The organism is Natronomonas moolapensis 8.8.11 (assembly GCF_000591055.1).
GTDB lineage: Archaea > Halobacteriota > Halobacteria > Halobacteriales > Haloarculaceae > Natronomonas > Natronomonas moolapensis.
In genome coordinates this window covers 1,674,569-1,695,045 of sequence record NC_020388.1, presented here as the reverse complement: position 1 = coordinate 1,695,045, position 20,477 = coordinate 1,674,569, and the positions used below count along the sequence as shown (strand labels likewise).

General features: G+C 61.3%; 18 protein-coding genes and 3 pseudogenes. 17 read left to right on the top strand and 4 right to left on the bottom strand.

The features are described 5' to 3' along the window. Positions 1-28 precede the first annotated feature (28 nt). The 7 genes and pseudogenes from NMLP_RS08130 (at position 29) to NMLP_RS16180 (ending at position 6,849) form a co-directional block, all read left to right on the top strand. Positions 29-1,216, top strand: coding sequence for an ABC transporter ATP-binding protein (locus NMLP_RS08130; RefSeq protein ID WP_015409635.1), 1,188 nt, complete (start codon positions 29-31; stop codon positions 1,214-1,216). 259 nt (positions 1,217-1,475) lie between these two features. Further along, positions 1,476-3,509, top strand: a pseudogene (gene fdhF / locus NMLP_RS08125) (formate dehydrogenase subunit alpha); the annotation flags it as partial. A 204-nt stretch (positions 3,510-3,713) separates the two neighbouring features. After that, positions 3,714-4,112 (top strand): ArsR/SmtB family transcription factor, encoded by a 399-nt coding sequence (locus tag NMLP_RS08120; RefSeq protein ID WP_015409633.1) that lies wholly within the window; start codon positions 3,714-3,716, stop codon positions 4,110-4,112. Then, entirely contained in the window at positions 4,109-4,552 is a 444-nt protein-coding gene (locus tag NMLP_RS08115) for a low molecular weight phosphatase family protein (RefSeq protein ID WP_015409632.1), read from the top strand. The genes NMLP_RS08120 and NMLP_RS08115 overlap by 4 nt, the downstream gene beginning before the upstream one ends. Then, complete coding sequence (locus NMLP_RS08110) at positions 4,545-5,399, top strand: arsenite methyltransferase (protein ID WP_015409631.1); 855 nt, start codon at positions 4,545-4,547, stop codon at positions 5,397-5,399. Before NMLP_RS08115 ends, NMLP_RS08110 begins: the two co-directional genes overlap by 8 nt. Beyond that, complete coding sequence (gene arsB / locus NMLP_RS08105) at positions 5,392-6,558, top strand: ACR3 family arsenite efflux transporter (protein WP_015409630.1); 1,167 nt, start codon at positions 5,392-5,394, stop codon at positions 6,556-6,558. Before NMLP_RS08110 ends, arsB begins: the two co-directional genes overlap by 8 nt. A gap of 15 nt (positions 6,559-6,573) precedes the next feature. Continuing rightward, positions 6,574-6,849, top strand: coding sequence for an arsenate reductase/protein-tyrosine-phosphatase family protein (locus NMLP_RS16180; RefSeq protein WP_076982711.1), 276 nt, complete (start codon positions 6,574-6,576; stop codon positions 6,847-6,849). 28 nt (positions 6,850-6,877) lie between these two features. Here NMLP_RS16180 and NMLP_RS14440 read toward each other — a convergent pair whose 3' ends face one another. Further along, positions 6,878-7,270 (bottom strand): ArsR/SmtB family transcription factor, encoded by a 393-nt coding sequence (locus tag NMLP_RS14440; protein ID WP_015409628.1) that lies wholly within the window; start codon positions 7,268-7,270, stop codon positions 6,878-6,880. A gap of 324 nt (positions 7,271-7,594) precedes the next feature. Between NMLP_RS14440 and arsD the strand changes: the two genes are divergently transcribed. From arsD to NMLP_RS08050, 10 genes and pseudogenes are all read left to right on the top strand, one after another. Beyond that, positions 7,595-7,924 carry an arsenite efflux transporter metallochaperone ArsD gene (gene arsD / locus NMLP_RS08095; RefSeq protein WP_015409627.1) on the top strand — a complete coding sequence of 110 codons (330 nt, stop codon included), beginning with the start codon at positions 7,595-7,597 and terminating at the stop codon, positions 7,922-7,924. A gap of 3 nt (positions 7,925-7,927) precedes the next feature. Beyond that, positions 7,928-9,859, top strand: a complete 1,932-nt coding sequence (gene arsA, locus NMLP_RS08090; RefSeq protein WP_015409626.1) for an arsenical pump-driving ATPase — start codon at positions 7,928-7,930, stop codon at positions 9,857-9,859. After that, positions 9,856-10,224, top strand: coding sequence for a halo-CC-star protein HcsL (hcsL, locus tag NMLP_RS08085; protein ID WP_015409625.1), 369 nt, complete (start codon positions 9,856-9,858; stop codon positions 10,222-10,224). Before arsA ends, hcsL begins: the two co-directional genes overlap by 4 nt. After that, a complete protein-coding gene (gene hcsS, locus NMLP_RS14435) occupies positions 10,215-10,406 on the top strand; it encodes a halo-CC-star protein HcsS (RefSeq protein WP_076982710.1) in 192 nt (63 codons plus the stop codon). The genes hcsL and hcsS overlap by 10 nt, the downstream gene beginning before the upstream one ends. 123 nt (positions 10,407-10,529) lie before the next feature. After that, a complete protein-coding gene (locus NMLP_RS08080; RefSeq protein ID WP_015409624.1) occupies positions 10,530-10,883 on the top strand; it encodes a UPF0175 family protein in 354 nt (117 codons plus the stop codon). Beyond that, positions 10,880-11,386 (top strand): annotated as a pseudogene (locus NMLP_RS08075) (twitching motility protein PilT). Before NMLP_RS08080 ends, NMLP_RS08075 begins: the two are co-directional and overlap by 4 nt. A gap of 84 nt (positions 11,387-11,470) precedes the next feature. Continuing rightward, positions 11,471-11,917: pseudogene (locus NMLP_RS08070) on the top strand (IS1096 element passenger TnpR family protein); the annotation flags it as partial. Positions 11,918-11,968: 51 nt separating this feature from the next. Beyond that, the gene (locus NMLP_RS08065) at positions 11,969-13,645 is read left to right on the top strand and encodes a transposase (RefSeq protein ID WP_015409622.1); all 1,677 of its coding nucleotides are present in this window, start codon (positions 11,969-11,971) and stop codon (positions 13,643-13,645) included. 1,890 nt (positions 13,646-15,535) lie between these two features. Further along, positions 15,536-15,928 (top strand): DUF5805 domain-containing protein, encoded by a 393-nt coding sequence (locus tag NMLP_RS08055; protein WP_015409620.1) that lies wholly within the window; start codon positions 15,536-15,538, stop codon positions 15,926-15,928. Continuing rightward, the gene (locus NMLP_RS08050; RefSeq protein ID WP_015409619.1) at positions 15,918-16,955 is read left to right on the top strand and encodes a tyrosine-type recombinase/integrase; all 1,038 of its coding nucleotides are present in this window, start codon (positions 15,918-15,920) and stop codon (positions 16,953-16,955) included. The genes NMLP_RS08055 and NMLP_RS08050 overlap by 11 nt, the downstream gene beginning before the upstream one ends. Before the next feature lie 278 nt (positions 16,956-17,233). Here NMLP_RS08050 and NMLP_RS08045 read toward each other — a convergent pair whose 3' ends face one another. The 3 genes from NMLP_RS08045 to NMLP_RS08035 all read right to left on the bottom strand — a co-directional run bounded on the left by NMLP_RS08045 (position 17,234) and on the right by NMLP_RS08035 (position 20,383). Continuing rightward, a complete protein-coding gene (locus NMLP_RS08045; protein WP_015409618.1) occupies positions 17,234-18,103 on the bottom strand; it encodes a hypothetical protein in 870 nt (289 codons plus the stop codon). 39 nt (positions 18,104-18,142) lie between these two features. Then, entirely contained in the window at positions 18,143-19,372 is a 1,230-nt protein-coding gene (locus NMLP_RS08040; RefSeq protein ID WP_015409617.1) for a coiled-coil protein, read from the bottom strand. A 183-nt stretch (positions 19,373-19,555) separates the two neighbouring features. Continuing rightward, on the bottom strand, positions 19,556-20,383 hold the full coding sequence (locus NMLP_RS08035; protein WP_015409616.1) for an MBL fold metallo-hydrolase: 828 nt from the start codon (positions 20,381-20,383) through the stop codon (positions 19,556-19,558). Positions 20,384-20,477: the final 94 nt, after the last annotated feature.

Below are 20,477 nucleotides of genomic sequence, written 5' to 3'. Positions count from 1 at the left end.
TAAACGAAAGGGGGTGTAATGACCGCAGATGCGCCCGGCCGAACGACGGGAGGTGACGCCCGTGTCCAGTGACGTGCAGGGACGCGGTGGGACTCGGACGTCTCTCTCGACGACCCGAACGGTGCTGGAACTCGACGGGCTGGAGAAGTCCTACGACGCGACGACAGTCATTCGTGATCTCTCCGTGAGTGTCCGCGACGGCGAGTTGCTCACCCTTCTCGGTCCGTCGGGGTGTGGAAAGACCACGACGCTTCGACTAATCGCCGGACTCGAGCGCCCCGACGGCGGATCGGTCCGACTCGACGATACCGCCGTCAGCGGCCCCGAGTTCGTTCCGGCCGAACGCCGCGATGTCGGCGTCGTCTTCCAGGAGTTCGCGCTGTTCCCACATCTTTCGGCGCGCGCGAACATCGCCTTCGGCATCGAGGAGTGGCCCGAGGCGGAACGCGAGGCCCGCGTCGACGAGCTCCTCGAACTCGTCGGCCTCGCCGATCACGGCAAGAAAGCCCCCGAGGAGCTCTCCGGCGGCCAACAACAGCGCGTCGCCCTCGCCCGTTCGCTGGCCCCGGAGCCGCAGTTGCTGTTGTTGGACGAGCCCTTCTCGAACCTCGACGTCGACCTCCGAGTCGAGATGCGCGAGGAGGTCCGCGAGATCCTCAAGGAGGCTGGCGTTACTGCCGTCTCGGTCACGCACGACCAAGAGGAGGCGATGTCGATCTCCGACCGGGTCGCCGTGATGAACGACGGACGGATCGAACAGATCGGGACTCCCGAGGAGGTGTTCCAACAGCCCGAATCCAGGTTCGTTGCCGGCTTCCTCGGGCACGCGTCGTTCGTCGCGGGACGGGTCAAAGGCGACTGCGTCGAGACCGGCGTAGGCTGTGTGCCCCTCGATCGAATTCACGGGCTCACCGACGACTACCACGGCTCCGAGGTCGATCTGATGGTCCGGCCGGACGACGTCCGCGCCCGCCCGGCCACTCCCGGCGAGGCCAACGGCGAGGTCGTCCACCGCCGGTATCTGGGTCCGACCGTCCTCTATCGCGTGGCGATCGACACCGGCGACGTCGTCGGTTGCATGCACAATCACGCCGACAGAGTCTCGCTCGACGATCCAGTCGTTGCGAGCCTGGATGCCGACCACGAACTCGCGTGGTTTCCCCACGACGAGCAACGGATGGCCGACGGCAGATCGGACCGAGGCGACGCCCTGTAGGGACCGTCTTTTTTTAGTGTGCAGTCGAAGTCAATATCGTACTGCGGTTCCGTCTCGCTGTCGGCCTCCGTCGTAATAACCATCGCAAGGGATTACACATCGATCACACTGCCGTCGTGCGATCGAGTGTGCAGTGTCTTCCGATCGCTACTATAGCTCGATACGACCCCGAGCAGCCGCCTCTACGCCCACGCTGTTCGGTGGTCTCGAAAGGTGCCATACCATCGCAAACGGGCAACCGTCCACGACGACCCGGAGAAGATTCATGCCGTGGAGCGACGCCCCAGTCAACGAGGGGTCGGTTTGTATTAAAGGGGGCGCGGCGACGGAGGTCGTCGCCCACGAAGATCGGCTCACAGAGCCGCTCATCAAGGAAGACGGGCAGTTCCGCGGGGCGACGTGGGAGGAAGCGTACGACCGGATCGTCTCCGAATTAACGCGCATCCGCGAGGAGTACGGCCCCGACGCGATGGGCTTTTGTGCCTCCTCAAAGACCATGAACGAGGAGAACTACCTCCTCCAGAGGCTCGCGCGCCGGTACGGCACCAACAACGTCGACAACTGCACCCGGATGTGTCACGCCTCGACGGTGTGGGCGCTCCGGACCAGCCTCGGCGCCGGCGCGATGACCAACAGCATGGCAGACCTCGAAGAAGCCGCCGACCTGTTCTGGATTCAGGGGGCGAACCCCGGAGAACAGCACCCGATCGCCAACAGCCAGTACTTCCGGCAGGCCGTACTAGAGGGCGCGACCGTCATCCAGGTGGACCCCCACGCCAACGAGACCACGCGGTCGTTCGACATCGAAGGGACTGACCGCCACATGCACCTCCAGGTGGATCCGGGGGCCGACATCCCGCTTCTCAACGTCGCCCTGAAGACGATCCTCGAACGCCACGCGGCCGACCCCGACGCGGGCTGGATCGACGAGGCGTTCGTTGAGGAGCGCACCGAGGGGTTCGAGCACCTCCAAGAGACGCTCGCGGACTTCGACAAGGAGGCCGCGGCCGAGGAGGCCGGCGTCCGCCTCGAGGACATCGAACTCGCCGCCGAGAAGTACGCGATGGCGAACAACGCCGCCATCTTCACCGGGATGGGGATGAGCCAACACGCGTGCGGCGTCGACAACATCCAAAACGAAATCAACCTCGCGCTGATTACGGGCAACATCGGCAGGCCCGGCACCGGCGTAAACCCCCTGCGCGGGCAGAACAACGTCCAGGGGACCTCCGACGTGGGCGCGATGCCGAACGTCCTGCCCGGCTACCAACTCGTCGACGACGGCGAGGCCCGGCGGAGCGTCGAGGACGTGTGGGGCTTCGAGGTGCCCGACGAGCCTGGACTCACGAACGTCGAACTCTCCCACGAGTTCGGCGACTCGGTCCACGGGCTGTACGTGATGGGCGAAAACCCCGTCATGAGCGAACCCGACGGCAACGCGGTCGAAGAGCGCCTGAAGTCTCTGGAGTTCGTGGTCGCCCAGGACATCTTCATGACCGAAACCGCTGCATTCGCCGACGTGGTCCTTCCGGCCACCACGTGGGCCGAACGCGGCGGCACGGTTACCAACACCGACCGCCGGGTTCAGCGGATGCGCGGCGTCGAGAAGGTCCACGAGAACACGAAGCACGATCTCGAGATCCTCATGGAGATCGGCAGCCGCCTCTTCGGCGAGGACGAGTTCCGCTTCGAGGACGTCGAGGCCGTCTTCGAGGAGCTCAGGGCTGTGTGTCCGATCTACCACGGAATGACATACGACGGGCTCGGCGAGGAGGGAACGCATTGGCCCTGCTACGAGGACGGCGACGAGGGAGACCAGTTCCTCTATGAGGACTCCTTCGACACCGAGAACGGCCTCGGGCGGATCGAGGGGGTCCGCCACCAGCCGCCGGCGGAGGTGCCCGACGAGGAGTACCCGCTGATCCTCACCACCGCGCGGCTCGAAGAGCACTACAACACGGGGACGATGAGCCGGCGCTCGCCGACGCTCTCGCGACAGCACCCAGAGAACTTCGTCGACGTCCACCCGAACGACGCCGACCGGTACGGGATCGAGGACGGCGACGTGGTCGCGTTGCGGTCCCGTCGCGGCGAGATCGAGGTCAAAGCACAGGTAACCGAGAATATAAAACAGGGCGTCGTCTGGACGACACCGCACTTCGCGGCCGCTTCCGCGAACCGGCTCACGAACGACGTGCTCGACGAGCGGGCGAAGATCCCGGAGTACAAGGCTGCAGCCGCTGAGATAGAGATCGACATCGAGACGGCCGATAGTTCGTCGACTGGCGACTGAGCTGGTCAGACGACGTTTCGTTTGGGCGCTCGGGAAAGCAGATTTTATATAGCAATATATGATTTATGAATCCGAGGAGCGCAATAGATGAGGCTAGTGGTCTCAATGCATACGCTCTTGCAGAGATCGTCTCGGGTGCGTGTAGCACGTACCGACACCTCCCTCTCGACACCATTATATGAACGGGTGTTCAATTGGTCATCTATGAGTTCACAAACGAAACGACTCGAACGCCTCATCACCGAGGAACGCGGTGGATGCTGCGAGGCCGATATCGAGGAACGGCTCAATTCGCTGCGCTCGTATCAATCGGAGACACCTACCAATCCCGAATCCGACCTATCCGCGCTCAAGACGTTGGGGAACGATACGCGATACACTATCGTCCGGTTGCTGAAAGCCGCGGATCGGGAGTTGTGTGTCTGCGAGATTAATCCCATCGTCGACGTCAGTGACAGTGCGATCAGTCACGCTCTTTCGGACCTCTACGACGCCGGACTCGTCACGCGACGAAAGGACGGGACGTGGCGGTACTACGAGGCGACCGATCGGGCCGAGGCGCTTTTGAGGGCCCTCGACGCGACGCGGGGGGCCGATCGATGACCGACACACAGGTTCGCGTCGCTTTCATGTGTGTCCAGAATGCGGGGCGATCGCAGATGTCGACTGCATTCGCCGAACACGAGCGGGAGCGTCGAAATCTCGGCGATGTCGTCGAGATTCTCACCGGTGGCACCCATCCTGCCGAGCACGTTCACGACGTCGTCGTCGACGTGATGCGTGAGGAGGGATTCGACCTCTCGGATCGCACGCCACGGAATATTTCGACGGCCGAACTCGAGTCGTGTGACTACGTCGCCACGATGGGCTGTTCGACACTTGAAATCGATGCTGACGCCTCGAACGTCGATATCCGTGACTGGGCGCTGGACGATCCCGACGGGAACGATCTCGACCGGGTTCGAGAAATCCGTGATGAGATCCGTGACCGTGTGAGTGCGCTTTTCGACGAGATCGAACAGGAGGTGACCACGAATGCCTGAAACGAGCGACTCCTCGACGGAGTCTGGTCTCGACGCACAGACCCAACGGAAGGTTGTCCGGGAGCGATACGCAAGCATTGCCACGGAGGAGAGTGAAGCGGAGAGTAGCTGCTGTTCGAGCGACGATTCCTGTTGCAGTCCCGGGGAAACGACGGCTCCCACCGACGAGACGGCCCGCCAACTCGGCTACTCCGATGCCGATCTGGACAGTGTCGACGGGAACGCCAACTTGGGGTTAGGGTGTGGGAATCCGCAGGCAATCGCGTCGCTGAACGCCGGTGAAGCGGTACTCGATCTTGGGTCAGGTGCGGGTTTTGACTGCTTCCTCGCGGCCCAGGAAGTCGGCGAGACAGGCCGTGTGATCGGCGTCGACATGACGCCCGAGATGATCAAGAAAGCGCGTGCGAACGCCAGTCAAAATGGCGCCGAGAATGTCGAGTTCCGCCTCGGGGAGATCGAACATCTCCCGGTTTCAGACGACAGTATCGACGTGATCATCTCGAACTGCGTGGTGAACCTCTCGCCGGACAAGCCCCAGGTGTTCGACGAGGCGTTTCGCGTTCTCCGTCCGGGCGGGCGACTCGCGATTTCGGACGTCGTTCTGACTGCAGCGGTGCCACACGAGGTCCGGGCTGATCCGGACTCCGTGGCATCCTGTGTCGCTGGCGCTTCGACCATCGACCGACTCGAAACGATGCTTGACGATGCGGGCTTCGAATCGGTGCGTATCTCGCCGAAAGACGATAGTGACGAGTTCATCCGCGACTGGGATGACGACTACGACGTGAGCGAGTTCCTCGTCTCTGCGACCATTACCGCTCGAAAGCCGGAGGTTGCCGATGAGTAACGCCGACGCCCACGACCACGGCCCGAACTGCGGCTGTGAGAGCTGTGGTGACCCGCGGTCGATGGACTTCCTCGATAAGTACCTCACTGTCTGGATTCTCGGTGCGATGGCCGTCGGCGTGGGCCTCGGGTTCGTCGCCCCGTCGGTAACTCAACCCATTCAGGACTTCCATCTCGTCGAAATCGGTCTCATTGCGATGATGTATCCGCCGCTTGCGAAAGCCGATTACTCACAGCTTCGCGCGGTGTTCAGCAACTGGCGCGTCCTCGGATTGAGCCTCATTCAGAACTGGTTGATCGGCCCGACGCTCATGTTCGGGCTCGCCGTCGTCTTCTTTAGTGGCCTCGTGCCCGGCCTGCCCGCCCGGCCCGAGTTCTTCCTCGGCCTCATTTTCATCGGGATGGCCCGGTGTATCGCGATGTTGCTCGTCTGGAACGAACTCGCTGAAGGATCGACCGAGTACGTCACCGGTCTGGTCGCGTTCAACAGCCTCTTCCAGATCGTCACCTACGGCGTCTACATCTGGTTTTTCGGGCTCTTTCTTCCGCCGCTGCTCGGTATGGAGACACTCGTCGCCGGCATCCAGACGTTCGATGTGACGCCGATGCAGGTGTTTCAGGCGATCGTGATCTTCCTCGGGATCCCCTTCGCTGGCGGGTTCCTCACGCGCTACATCGGCACCCGAACCAAGGGGCAGGAGTGGTACGACGAGGAACTCGTCCCGAAAATTGACCCACTCACGCTCGTTGCGTTGCTGTTCACGGTCATCGTGATGTTCGCCACGCAGGGCGAGAACATCGTCGCCGCGCCGGCTGACGTGCTCCTGATCGCGGTGCCGCTGACCATCTACTTCGTCGTGATGTTCCTCGTGAGCTTCGGGATGGGCAAAGGAATCGGCGCCGACTACTCGACGACGACGGCGATCGGCTTCACTGCCGCCTCGAACAACTTCGAACTCGCCATTGCCGTCGCCGTCGCCGTCTTCGGCGTCGGTTCTGGCATCGCATTCACCACGGTTGTCGGCCCGCTTATCGAAGTGCCAGTGCTGCTCGCGCTGGTCAACGTGGCGCTGTACTTCCAGCGCAAGTTCGACTGGAGTGATGCCACGACCGGACAGCTCAGCACGTCTCCCCCTACTCCGCCCGCCGAAGACGACTGACGATAGACCACGTCGATGGAGTCACACACAGACACGCTCGATCCCCTTCGCTTCGGGTTCGTCTGTGTCGACAATGCATGCCGGAGCCAGATCGCCGCCGCTCCCGCCGAAACCCAGCTTCAGGTTCGAAATAGAGCCGACATTGAGGTGGTTTCTGGTGGGACTGATCCCGCCGAGGCCATTCGGATGTCCATCATTGAGGTGATGCGTGAGAAAGGTGACGACCCTTCGATCGGTCGCCGACATAGATCACCCGCGACGCGCTTGAGGTGTGTGATTCCGTCCTCTTGATGGGCTGTTCACTGACTTGCAACTGGGATTATAGCTCTCGCGATCCATCGAGGGCGACAAGGACGGCGTTTTCGCGCGCTGTCGCACGATATTTCCGCCACTTCCCCTCTTTTCGACGAGTGATGAGTCCAGCCTCAGTAAGTTGAGATAATGCATGGCTGATCGCGCTGTCGCTGACGTCAAGCAGCGGCGCAAATTCACAGACACAGAGTTCTTCGCCTGCGATGTGGAGAATACGAACGATCTTGTACCGGGTCTCGTTCGCGAGTGCCGACAGCAATCCAACGTCCTCATCCAGCGCAGGGCCACCTGCGGCCGTGTCTATCTCTTCGAGTTCCTCAAGACGCTGGGATACTTTTTCGTCACCACACCCACCCCGTTCGTCGGCGAGATACCGCTGTAGCCGCTCAGTCGATGACATACATATCGATTGAGCAGATATTAGATTAAGAATTGCGGAGTAGGGGCGAGCCACGCATAGCCAATGGTCACACAATCATTCCACAAGTACGTAAGGTAACACCGAGAACTGTGTCGACAGCAGCGGACAAATTCGACGCGTGGTGGCCCTCAACGCGGTTCATTTCTCACAATTCGAGTGGTGAACTACGTCTATATGAGTCGAAGAGCTTATGAGTATGGTTGAACAAATATTTAATTGAATGCAATGGAATATCGTCTGTCATATGACCGGTGATCGCCGAATTGTTGACCAGACGATTGAGCGAATATCCCTTCCGAATCAATGACTGAACTCACCCTATACGAAGAAGCGATGTGTTGTTCCACTGGCGTTTGTGGTCCTGATCCCGATGAAGAGCTCATCGAAGTCAGCGCCGCCCTTGACCAACTCGAAGCGGAGTTCGAGAATGTCGATGTCTCACGGGCGAACATGCAGCACAACATCGACCAATTCCTCGAGGCACAGTCCATCTCCGATCTGGTCGAGGAACACGGCCCCTCGATTTTGCCGATCACCGTCGTCGACGACGAAATCGTCGCCAAGTCGGAGTATCTTTCGTACGACGAACTTGCGGCAGCACTCGAAACTGCCACCCCGACCCAGGAGGCCTAACCGATGAGCACAACGCCTACCGACGCACGAGCGGTCGTCGAACCGACGGGCGAGGAGACCGAATTCGTCTTTTTCAGCGGCAAAGGCGGCGTCGGGAAGAGTACCGTGAGCTGCGCGACGGCGACCTGGCTCGCGGACAACGACTACGAGACGCTGCTGGTGACGACGGACCCTGCGCCGAATCTCTCGGACATCTTTGGGCAAGACATCGGCCACGAAGTCACCGCTATCGACGGCATCGAGAACCTCTCGGCCATCGAGATCGATCCGGACACCGCCGCCGAGGAGTACCGACAGGAGACGATCGAGCCGATGCGACAGTTGCTCGATGACGAGGCACTCGAAACCGTCGAGGAGCAACTCAACAGCCCGTGTGTCGAAGAGATCGCGGCCTTCGACAACTTCGTCGACTTCATGAACAGTCCCGAGTACGATGTGGTCGTCTTCGACACGGCGCCGACCGGTCACACGATCCGGCTGATGGAGCTCCCATCGGACTGGAACGCTGAACTGGAGAAGGGCGGCTCGACCTGTATCGGGCCGGCAGCCTCGATGGAGGAGCGCAAACAGGACTACGAGCGCGCCATCGACACACTCCAAGACGATGAGCGTACGTCCTTCGCGTTCGTCGGCAAACCCGAGGACTCTTCGATCGACGAGATCGGACGCAGCGCGAGCGATCTTGGCGACCTCGGGATCGAGTCCCAACTGCTGATCATCAACGGCTACCTCCCCGAGTCGGTGTGTGAAGATCCGTTCTTCGAGGGGAAGCGTGAAGACGAGCAGGCTGTCATCAAGCGTGCACAGACGGAGTTCGACGCCGATGCGATGGCGACGTATCCACTCCAGCCCGGCGAGATCGCGGGACTCAACCTACTCGCGGATGTCGGCGGCGTCCTGTACAACGGCGACGAGGCGACCGTCGATATTGGGACGGCGACCGACGTCGACGCCGAAACCGCGGTCGACTTCGATTCGATGGCTGACGCCGAGGCAGTTGCCGACCAGCTTCGACCGGGCGACGAGACGCAGTATCTCTTCTTCACCGGCAAGGGCGGCGTCGGCAAGAGTACGATAGCCTCGACGGCGGCGACGAAGCTCGCCGAAGCGGGCTACGAAACGCTCGTCGTCACAACTGACCCGGCTGCCCATCTCGAGGACATCTTCGGCGAACGGGTTGGCCACGAGCCGACCTCGGTCGGCCAGGCGAACCTCCACGCAGCGCGGATCGATCAGGAGAAAGCGCTCGAGGAGTACCGCACGCAGGTCCTCGACCACGTCACCCAGATGCACGAGGACAAGGAAGACGCCCAGATCGACGTGGACGCGGCGATCGCAAACGTCGAAGAGGAACTGGAGTCACCGTGTGCCGAAGAGATGGCCGCCCTCGAGAAGTTCGTGAGCTACTTCGACGAGGACGGCTACGATGTCGTCGTCTTCGACACCGCCCCCACTGGGCACACACTCCGACTGCTCGAACTGCCCTCCGACTGGAAAGGGTTCATGGACCTCGGTTCGCTGACGAAGGGCGCTGCACCCGCAAAAGGCGATCAGTACGACGAAGTCATCGAGACGATGAAAGACCCCGAACGGAGCACCTTCGCGTTCGTGATGTACCCCGAGTATACCCCGATGATGGAGGCATACCGGGCCGCCGCGGATCTCGCGGATCAAGTCGGGATCGAAACCTCGCTGGTGGTCGCGAACTATCTCCTCCCCGAGGAATACGGTGACAACGCGTTCTTCGAGAATCGCCGCGCCCAGCAGGCGGAGTATCTCGGCGAGATCAGCCACCGGTTCGACGTGCCGTTGATGCTCGCCCCGCTGCGTCAGGACGAGCCGGTCGGCTTGGACGAACTGCGCGCGTTCGGTGAGGAAGTCACCGGACTGGACGATATCACCGAAGAGACGGAAGCGGAGGTGACGGCGTCGTGAGCGAGGCTGTGTCGGAAGAGCCAGCCGTCGAGGAGTCGCTTCAGGCGTTCATCGGGACGCTCCGTGACTCAGTGACCTATCGGAAATTCGCAGACGCTAGCGAACAACTCGAAGCCGACGAGGAAGCACAGGCCCTGCTGGAAGCGTACCAAAAAAAACAGCAGGAGTTGCAAGCGGACGAATTCGATTCGTCGATCATGAGCGAACTACAGGAGCTCCAGACTGAGGTCTCAAACAATGACACGATCCAACAGCACCAGGCAGCACAGGAGGAACTCGTCACCCTCCTCAAACAGACGAACGACGTCATTAGCGAACAGATCAGGCAGGAATTCGCGCAGTCACTCGGAGGTGGGTGCTGTTGAGCGCTTCTGACGGTGAAGTTCTGGCCGCCGCTGAAGCGCTCGGCAAAGACATCGATGTAGCACAGTCCGAGGCAACAGCAGCCGAGTTCGAGTCGCTGTTGATCGAGTGTAATGAAGCGATCAACGACGAAATCGGTCTCCAGTACGGTGATGTCTGCGGCGCTGGAAGCAACTGCTGCTAACCGCAGCTAAGAATATTTTTCAACTATTCACCGCCAGACAGTAGTTGAGACTACTCTTCTCGATCCATACACCACTCTGGCGCAGTTCATAAATAGTATGAAAACCTAGACTTGTATAGACAAATGGCTCGAATCACTGGCTCCTATCCGGATGACCTCGATCTACTCATCGAGGGCGCTGTCGAGGCTGGCGTGTTCGGAGGCAAGAGCGATGCGTTGCGCGAGTTCGTCCGCGAATACTTCGAGGACCACGAGAACGAGCGCATTGCGGCTGCGGTTGCGCTCTACGAACGCGAACGAATCACACTCGGTGATGCTGCGCGACTTGCCGATGTCGATCGCTGGACGATGCGTGATCTCCTCCGTGAGCACGGCGTCGAACCCCGCCTCGGACTCGTTGACGAAGACGACGAGGCCTACGAAATAGAGGCAGCGAGCGGGCTCGAATTTGAGGATGAGGAGTCGCCTGCGAAATGACAGGCGATGATATTCCGGCGAATCCGAGTGTCCTGAACACGACTGTCCTCTCGAATTTTGCGTACATCGACTAGCTGTGGGTGGTTGCGGGACTCTCTGGGATCTGTACAGTGCCGGTCGTTCGCGAGGAACTCGAACACGGCGTTGCTGATCATTCGTATCTCCAGACAGCACTCGATACACTCGACGACGGGATTCCAGTCGCGACCATTTCGGGCACAGTCGCAAACAGAGAGGCGGTCGTCGGTGACCATCTCGATCCGGGTGAAGCACAGGCGTTCGCCCTCGCAGACGCACACGACGGCCGATTGCTGACCGCCGATGGCGATGCCCGATCATTTGCGAAAGAACAGGGCGTGACCGTTGTCGGGTCGGTCGGCGTGCTCCTCGTCGCGATCAATGCTGGGAAGATTACTGAACAGACTGCTGACGGATGGCTCTCAACGTGGATCGATGAGATCGGCTACTACGTGCCCTATCGAGATATCGCAGCGTATCGATGACTGATTGAGTGTGTAGACTCACTTATGACGGGTATTGAGAATCGATGATTTCACGCTTTTTGACACGGGAATGGAGAGGCAAGGATGACCGCGTACCGCTTCCGGGTCAAATTCGCTCTCGATCCGACATCGCTGTGGCGGGACATCGTCGTCGGTGCTGACAGAACGATTGCTGAATTCCAGTCAGCGATCAATCCTGCAGTCGGTCTCGACCAGACCCATCTCTGGTTCATCGGGGACGACGAGGAGTACTGGGATAGCGAGGTCAAGTATCAGTGCCCACAGGAATACGAGCAATCGAGTGGCGGTGATCCGGTTTTTCGCACCGAACGCCTTGAGAATGCGGGTGAGGTGACGATTGGTGAGATGGCGAGACAGTTGGGCCTCCAACAGTACGACCGGCTCTGTTACCTCTACGACTACGGTGACGAGTGGCGCTTCTACGCTATCCTGAAAGACGCCCCCGACGACGAACCATGTGATACGGAACCAGCAGTTGTGAATGAGAAGGGCGAGTCAATCGATCAGTATGGCTCATCGAGAGAGCGGCGTTTTTGAGCGAGTCGTGTTCAGCGCCTCGTAGTGGCACCAACTCGTGAGTCTCGCCAGAGTGTCTTTCGACGGATTGCCCACCGACCACACGTTGATTGGCCAGTATACGATGCGACGCCGCTGTACGAGAGAAGCTCGATCGACGGGCTGGAATCAGATATCAGGATTGTCTCGCAGACCTGGTTCAGACACGACTGCCACGAGTCGGTCGAGAACTTCGTTAGTTCACTCCCGCTAGCGTATTTCGAATTCCAAGCTCACGACCGCTACGCGGGGGACACTCGCTACGAGATGGACTCCCTCTTTCGCGTATTTGTCCTGAAGGAGTGTCACGGGTGGGAGTACGAATCCGCGCTGATCGAGTATCTCGGGTGTCGCCCGGCGCTCTGCGAGCAGTTGGGCTTAGAAAGTGTACCGGACCAGTCGACGCTGTGGCGAAGTTGGCACAAACGATTCCCCGCCGAACTTCGCAGTACAGTCGAGACAGCCGCCCGGACGATTCTGATCAAAGCCCAGAACGCGGATGTTGCAGTCCCACGGAAACCAGAGCGACACCTACCATCTCATGGTGACGAGGAGGACGAATCGGACCCAGACGATCAAACTGTCCTCAACGAAGCAGCAACAATTACGGAGCACGTCAGTCGCGTTGTCTTCCCGGCATTCTCACTGGATCGAGGTGAGGGCTGTGAGATTCACGAGAACGCTTACTGGGACTTACAGACGTATCTCGGACTTCGTGAGCGCCTCGCGGCCAACGAGGGCGCTCGGAGCTTCACCTACGAGTCGACTCGTGAGCGGACACCGTTAGGTCACTCCCATCGAGAACACATTCGTGACCTCTCAATCGCGGAGATTCGCGAGATGTACCGACAGGCCGTCAACAGGCTCCTGAACGAAGTCTCTGAGACAGAGCAGTTCTTTCGGGCTGGCATCGTCGCAATCGACATCACTGAAGCCGATCCTTTCACCGGCGACAGGACCGGCCACGAGGACGAGATCATTGGAACGAAAGAGCAGACCGACGAGTACGCCTATCAGTGGGCCACCGTCCAATTAGTAGGAAATGCCGTCCCAATCGTGCTGGACGCGCGACCAGTTCAGAAGGGTGAGTCCCGCTTAGAAATCGTTGAGGACCTCCTGGATTCGGCTGAGGAAATGGTTCACGTCGATAACGTGCTGATGGATCGAGAGTTCGACAGTCAGCACGTCTTCGAGATGCTCAGCCAGCGTGGCCTGTCGTACGTCGTTCCCAAGCGGATGCAGACCAGCGAGAAAGCCCAGGCCAAGCGGTTGCTCCAACGAGATCGGGATCGATACGAGACCGACCGGAAGCTCCACCTCGGCAAGAACGAATGGCACGAGACGACGCTGATCTACCGCCGGAAAGAGAACACTGAGCACGATGATCACCGGCAGTACTCGGTATTCATGACGAATCGAGGGAGTGGACACCTCACGGAGTACGGCCACCGCTGGGAGATCGAGAGCGGGTACAAATCGATTAAGCGGTTCATGGCTGCGACGACGTCGAAGCATTTCGGACTCCGATTCTTCTATTTCGCGTTTGCGTGTCTCCTGCACTCGATCTGGCGAGCGGTTGATCTCCTGGTGCAGGTGGAGTTGACCGGAGAGTACGAGCATTCACCGATTGTGACAGCCGACAACACGCTGACGCTGTTGAAGAAGGAAACCGGAATCGGATAGTAACGGGACTCACCCCGTGGTAGCGCGGCGTCTGAGTGGCTACGCTGTCGGAAGTCGTCGAAATTCGCACATATGATTGGAAGTCCAACAAGATTGACCGTTTGGAGAGCAATCTGAGTCAGTTTCCGCTCACTGAATCGGCCGAAACCACGCATCACAGCCCCGCTATACCCGCTGTAGTCTCAACTCACAGAGGAGCGACACGCAGACGCGAGTGTCTCCGGCGATCGGTCACGGCAGGAGGGAGAGCAGTCGACAGCGCTCCGGGCGTTCTGATGACACAGCGTTGACGGCATACGTTCGGGCAGCCGGTTAGACGGGACACGAGTGGACCGCGCGCGGACACCGAAAGGTCTGGTCCCGGAGCGAGAAGACGCCCCACAACTCGTGCTCTATGGGTCATAAGACACCGCCCCGGAGTGACCCGGAAAAACTGATGCGGCCGAGAGCACTCTCTCCGTGCCCCCGTCCTGGCGAGCGTCGTCAGCGCGAGCGACACGACCCATTTTCCTGCGCCTGTCGTCCGAGAGAAACTTCTGGCCGACCCCTCAACGGCCTGTTCGCCGGTGTCGCCAGCGTCCGCCGGTCCAGCCGAAACGCCCTTTTGAGCTGTCTCGGCGGTCGCGTCTCCGCATCCACTTCCGCTATCCCGGTGACGAGTCTGTCACCGTTCGACCGAGTTCACGGCGACAGCTCCGGGTCCGGACGTCGACGGGGCGTCGTGGACGAGCACCCCGGAATGATCCAGACTACGGCGCCCCGGGAGAAATTCAGTGTATGAAACCTACTCGCGTCCAAAGGCACGGCCCCTCCCCGATTGCAGCCGCGCAGGCCACCGACGATCGGGCGTCACGGGGTGTTTGGCGGACAGTGGCTCACGCGCTGTCGTCCGTGTCCGGCGGGGGCCGAATTATCTGGGTGCGTTGTAACTACCGGTGCGGCCGGCTTACTTTTCGATTCTGGTCGACAACCGTGGCGAACACCGAGTCGACTACCGACAGTCCACGTGTACGCTCTAACAGCGTATCTCCCTACCGTCTGGTCTGGTGGCTGAAGCATTTATATAGATGTGGCAGATTCGTCGACGTTTCGTATGCGACTTCGCACCCAGTGTACAGGAACGGTGTCCCCCCTGTCTCGCTCGCCCACCACAAACAACCCGACCGTAGAGATGCGTCATCCGTGACCTCCTCCTCGCCGCAAACGGCGAGGCTTCCCACGGTACCGCACCGCTGGGGTGGGATATTTGCTGGTTTAGGGCCTGTCGGTATGACGGGCCGATGGCGGGGCCACACCGCCGTTACTCTTATCCCGGCAAGGGATTCGGAGTTATCTTGTGATCGAGACACCACAGCGGTTCGAGATGGGTGTCTCGAACGTTCTGGATCTCGGAATCCCGATACTGTGCATTTGAGTGGGCGATGTAACCGCCTCGAAGTAGTTCATACGACGCCACGATACCGCTTAAATATCCGTATTGCTGTCGATTACGAATGTATCCGAATTGTCGGATTCACTCCCCGTCCCCAGAACGGTTCGCGTTCTGGTGTGCGAACGAGAGCTTCGCTCTCGTCAACGCCGTAAACGACGGGATCCTCTCCTCGAAAAAAGATAGACGGAGGGGAACGGCGAGTACATCTAGAACTACTCTATCACGGGGGTCATTTTCGAGGAGAGCACGCAGCGGCGACGAGGTGCTATCATGGGGTACCGTGTGGACCGTCGGCGTAATATACATATCGTCCAATCTAACGCACGCGTTGAAAAAGTGAATCAGATATACTGAATTATTTCATTGAGAGGCGATAAACACAGATCAGATGCGTAGATAAGAGCCCTTATCGACGTGTCTGACGTACTTTGATATGAGGGGCACGCGAACGCGAACGCATGCCCGACAGCGAACGCGTCTCGGTACAGACCTACGTCACGCCGACACAGCGGAGACGGTGGCGAGAAGAAGCCGACGAGTTCGACATGAGCAACGCGGAGTACGTCAGGACGATGGTACAGGCCGGGCGTCGGAGCTTCGAGTTGACTACAGAGAGCGATGCGACGGATGGCGATATTTCTGACCCAACCCCAGGGGTTGACGGACTAAAAGAGCGGGTCCTCGAGGTTCTTCGCGAGGACGGTACCGCCGACTGGGATCGACTACTCGCCGGCGTCACGGACGACATCGAGGACCGACTCGAAGAGACGCTCGACGACTTGCAAGCAACCGGCCGGATCAAATACAGCGGTCGCCGGGGCGGCTATACGGTGATCGACGATGAGCACTGAGACGTCGGAGGCGGCCGACTCGGACGATTCGATCTCGTATTTCGTCCAGGACATGACCCTCCACGGCAGAAGCGAACGGACCAGAGCGGCCTACGAGCGAGTGCTCCGTTCGTTCGAGGCGTTCCTCGAAGCCAGCGAAACGAGTCTCGCGGACGCCGACAGGCGGAGATGTATGACGTGGGTACACTCCCTTCGGAACAGACACGCAGACAGCACCGTCGCGACGTACGCCGCCTACGTGCACCGGTTTTACGAGTATATGCGACAGGTCGGCGTCTTCGACGCCAACCCGATGGCGCTCGTCACAGAGGAGATGGAGGAGTCGATCGATACCGATCCGACCAGACGCGAGATCTCTGTTCCGGGGATGCGGTCGTTCGTCTCGGAGCTCTCTCACCCGCTGGAGCGGGCGCTCCTCGGAACGCTTCTGAAGACGGGAATCCGGGTCGGCGAGTGTTGTAACCTGGACTTGCGGGACATCCACCTCGACGATTCGGAGGTTTCGGCCGCGTTCGGTGTCGGCCATCGTGGCGCGCTCGAGGGTCGTCCCGACTCGGTGTACGTCCCCAGCGAACCGACACGGGGGGACAGCTACAACGGCGAGGAACGCACCGCGTCGAACAAACGGAAGCGTGATACGGTCCTCCCCGTTGATGGCGAGCTGAAACGGCTGTTGAAGACGTGGCTCGCGATCCGACCCGACGTCGACTCGCCTGCGGAACCGCTGTTTTGCTCGACGAGCGAATGGGGACGGCGGGTCACGCCGTCGATGGTGCGCAACGTGGTCGCCGAACGGGCCAGCGAGCGGGGGTGGTATCACGAAGGCGGGAACGCTGAGGAGAACGTCACGCCACACTACTTCAGACACTTTTTTACGACGCACCTCCGCGATGAGACCGGCGACCGGGGGATCGTAAAATACCTCCGGGGCGACGTCGCCACGGACGTCATCGACACGTATACCCACAACTGGGGCGATCGGGTCCGAGCGGTCTACGAGGCGAACGTGTACCGAATTTTGGAGTGATCGCGCGCTGCTGTCGGATTTTGTCGGCCAATCAACCTCTGGTGTCCGTTCGACGCACGATATATAAATCGTATATTGCTATATCAAATCCGCATTCCATCCACGAGTGACTACGAGGCGCTGTTGAGGGGTATCCAAAGACTACGAGGCGCTGTTGAGGGGTATCCAAAGACTACGAGGCGCTGTTGAGGGATATCCGAAGACTACGAGGCGCTGTTGAGGGATATCCGAGGCTACGAGGTGCTGTTGAGGGATATTACTAGAGGAGCCGCCGGAGGTCAGACCGTCGTCTCGACGCTGCCGACGAGTGTCCGGGCGATCGTGCCTACCGCGTCAGTATATTCCTCGGGGTTCTCGAGGAGAACGGTCTCGCTCGGGAACAGCCGTTCGCCGACACGAAGCCCGTGGTCGCGCGCCGTCGACCCCGTCACCGTGAGGTACACTCCGAGGCCGGCCGAGGCGATCGCGGCCTCCTCCTCGCGGTCACCCGGGTATCGAAAGGAAACTCCCTCCATCGCGTCGGTTCCGACGATGGCTCGGACCAGCCGTTCGTACCGAGGCGAGATACACAGCGGCCCCTGGTACGTTTCGAGAAACGATCGGTCGGGATCGCTGGCTACATCCGGGGTCGAAAGCAGCGCGTGATCGACGGTGTCGCCGAGCCCGTCGACGACCCGCACGTCGGTGTCCCGGGGATCGATGCGGTCGTTGAGTTCCGACAGCGAGGAGAGCGGGTCGGATTCGATGCCGACGACCTCCTCGAGGACGAGGTCGGCGCTGTCGAACCCGAGCGGGAACTCGTGTTTCCGGAGCGCTCTGAACGGTTCCTCTCGGCCGACGAGGTGGAGTTCGTGTTCCCCGACCTCGACGCACAGCGAGTCGAAGACGATCCGTCGCGGGGACCCCGGGCGCGCATCCCGAAACAGCGTGTATTCGGGGTGGTGCGGGTCGGTATCGCTGTAGTCCGCCAGCCGGTCGTACACGTCGCCAGCGGCCGTCTGATCGCCCTTCGTGACGGCCTTCTCGTAGCGAAGCGTCGAGACGACCGCGTCGGCCACCGACTCGGCGTTCCCGACGGCGGCGACCCGTTCGAGGACCGCTTCGAGGGGGCGTCCCTTCCGCGGCACGGCGACGGGGATCGTCGTCATAGTCGGGTCCAGACGCCCAGTATACAAATGTAGCTTGGTTTACTCGCGGTCGGACAGCTCGTCGGGGTCCGCCTCGGAGGTGGTCGTGCAGTCCGGATCAGTGCCGGTACTCGAGTCGGCGACGGCGGGATCGATGCCGGTGCGACCGGTGTCGGCGCCGACAGCGGTCCTGCCGCCCCGGGGAGTAGATCCGCCTGAGGAGGCCCCACCGAACGCCTTCGCGAGTCGGTCCCGCATCTCGAGGACCGCCTCGAGCTCCGAGGAGAGGCTCTCGACCTCGGTCTCGAGCGCCTCGACGTCGGCGCGGACGGCCTCGAGCGCGTCGGCCGCGCCCTCCGCGGTCGTCTCGACCTCGTCGACTCGGCCGACGGTTTCGTCGTGTCGCTCGCGGAGGTCGGCGACGACCGACTGTGCGTCGCCGTTCTCGTCGAGGAAACCCTCGAGGGCGTCAGTGTATGCTTCGAGGTCAGCAACGGTCGACTGGAGGTGTCCGATCCGCGTCTCGACGCTCGTGGAGGCCTCGACACCGAGGGCACGCCGGAGTGCGACGACGTCGGGGTCGTCGGGGGACGCGGCCTCGAGTTCGTCCGCGAGCGTCTTGACGAGTCCGCCGTCCGCGCCGGCCGTCCGACCGGGGGCGTCCGGGTCAGGACCCCCTTCGGAACCCGAGTCGGCGGCCGGTGTGGGGTCGGCGGAGGCGTCCCGGCGGGGATCGACGTCGTTGTGCTCGACCGACTCGAGACCGAGGTCGGGGGAGGCGTCCGAGTCGGGGGAGGCGTCCGAGTCGGGGGAGGCGTCCGAGTCGGGGGTGGACCTGTCTATTTTCGCGGGACCGGCTGATCCTTCCCGGTCGTCTGTCGGCCCGCTACCGGTGGACGGGGGGAATACGGCGTCGGCGGACCCGACGTCCGGGGAGACGGCTTCGAGTCGGGGCTCACTCAGAAACGTCGCAGCGACGTCGACGTCACCGCCGCGGAGCCCGTAGACCGTCGTATAGGACTCCTCGGGCGCTATCTCGCGTTCGAACACTATCCGGTCGCCGTCGACGTCCCAAAACTCCGCGCCGTACTTCGGATGAAAACCGATGTTCTCGGGGCCGACGTCGTCCGGAACGGTGTCGACAAGCCGGACCGAAGCAGCGGTGTCGCGGGTCGAACGGAGGTCGAACGCGATGGCGGGCACGGGGAAGTCGTCGGGTTCGAACGACTTCTCGACCGTGACGCCGTCGGTCGCCGTCGTCACGGTACCGGAGGGATCGGCGTCGGGCATACGGATCGGTTCACGCGGCGGCGCATAAAGCTACGCGACGGTTCGAGCGCTCGAACCGTCGCGTGTGTTCGACGAAAAGAACGATACACTGCGGTCCGCTATATCGATTGACGGCGATCGACGGCAGTTGACGGCGATCGACGGCGACCGGCAAGTCCGCTGGAGTCTCGGGCCGGGGAGACTTCAGAGGTCCGTCCGGTCGCCGATCTCGAGGATCTCGATGGTTCGGGGGTACTCGAAGCGCCGGACGTGATCGAAGAGAACGGTCGGGTCTGCGGTGAGGCCTTTCCACATGTCCCAGTGTGTCGGGAGGAGCCGATCCGTCTGGAGTTGGTTCGCCGCTTCGGCGGCCATGTTTTCGTCGGAGTACCACTTTGTGTACGCGGGTTCGCGGGTCTCCTTGTCTGGGATGGTCCCCGAGGAGCCGAAGGCCGCGACGGCGAGGTCGATGTCGTACGCCGAGCCGATCGCCTCGAAGGCCTCGCTGGGACGGGCGTCGCCACCGTGGAAGAACGTGCCGGCCTCACACTCGACGACGTAGGAGACGGGGTGGTCGGCGTCCGGGTCGTGAGCCGATTCGACGTGGATCGACAGCGATCCGACCTCGAGGCTGTCGCCCTCCGAGACCTCGGCGATATCGCCCGAATCGACGCCGTGGTCCTCGCGCCACCCGTCGGCGATCTCGACCGACGCGGAGGGACCGAAGAACGTCGCGTCGGTCCCGGTGAGGATCGGTGCCTGCGAGGGACCGTGGGTGTGGTCGGTGTGCTCGTGGGTCGCGAGCACCGCGTCGGCGGCGGCGACGTCCTCGGGGGCGAACGGGACCGGAATCATCCGGACGGTCCGGGGCGGGTCGCCCGTTCCGAGGTACGGGTCGACGAAGACGGTCGTACCGTCGGCGGCTTTCAGAACGAACCCATTGCAGCCGAGATACCAGACGGCGAGCCCGTCGGGATCGGCATCGGCGACGGCCTGCGGGAGCCAATTGCCCCAATCGGAGTGGATGGCCATATCCGATCAGGGGTACCCGAGATCAAAAAGCTGGGCGGTCCGCTCCCGGGCGCTCGCCCGGCCGTAGCCCTCGGGATGTCACCGTCGCCTGAAC